The sequence below is a fragment of the Mesorhizobium sp. M4A.F.Ca.ET.050.02.1.1 genome, from assembly GCF_003997725.1.
Lineage (GTDB): Bacteria > Pseudomonadota > Alphaproteobacteria > Rhizobiales > Rhizobiaceae > Mesorhizobium.
The window spans coordinates 1-445 of the sequence record NZ_RZSG01001509.1 but is presented as its reverse complement, the minus strand read 5'-3'; the positions used below and the strand labels follow the sequence as shown (position 1 = coordinate 445).

Genomic DNA, 445 nt, shown 5'->3' with positions numbered 1-445 from the left:
GGGCGTCGCCCTCGATGTCGCCGGCATTGGCCAGCAGTTCGGCCTGGGTGATGGTCCGCGCCCCCGAATCCTCGGCGATCGCCGCCAGCGTCACCGGGCTGGTCGTCGGCGCGTCGTTGACCGGGGTGATGTCGAGCGTCGCCGAACCTGCGACACTGAGCGGGTCCGCCCCGCCGTTGGTCGTGCCGTCGTCGGTGATGGTGTAGGAGAACGACACCGAGGTGTCGTCATCGGCATCCGGCGTGTAGGTCCAGGTGCCGTCGCCATTGTCGTCGAGCGTGCCGCCGCCGGACGAGATCGCCAGGCCGCTCGCAACCAGGGCGTCGCCCTCGATGTCGCCGGCATTGGCCAGCAGTTCGGCCTGGGTGATGGTCCGCGCCCCCGAATCCTCGGCGATCGCCGCCAGCGTCACCGGGCTGGTCGTCGGCGCGTCGTTGACCGGGGT

1 protein-coding gene is annotated in these 445 nt (G+C 71.0%); it reads right to left on the bottom strand.

Translation table 11 applies throughout. The features are described from left to right. A partial coding sequence (locus tag EOA33_RS39630) for a cadherin-like domain-containing protein (RefSeq protein WP_190234557.1) occupies positions 1-445 on the bottom strand: 445 nt, incomplete at both ends.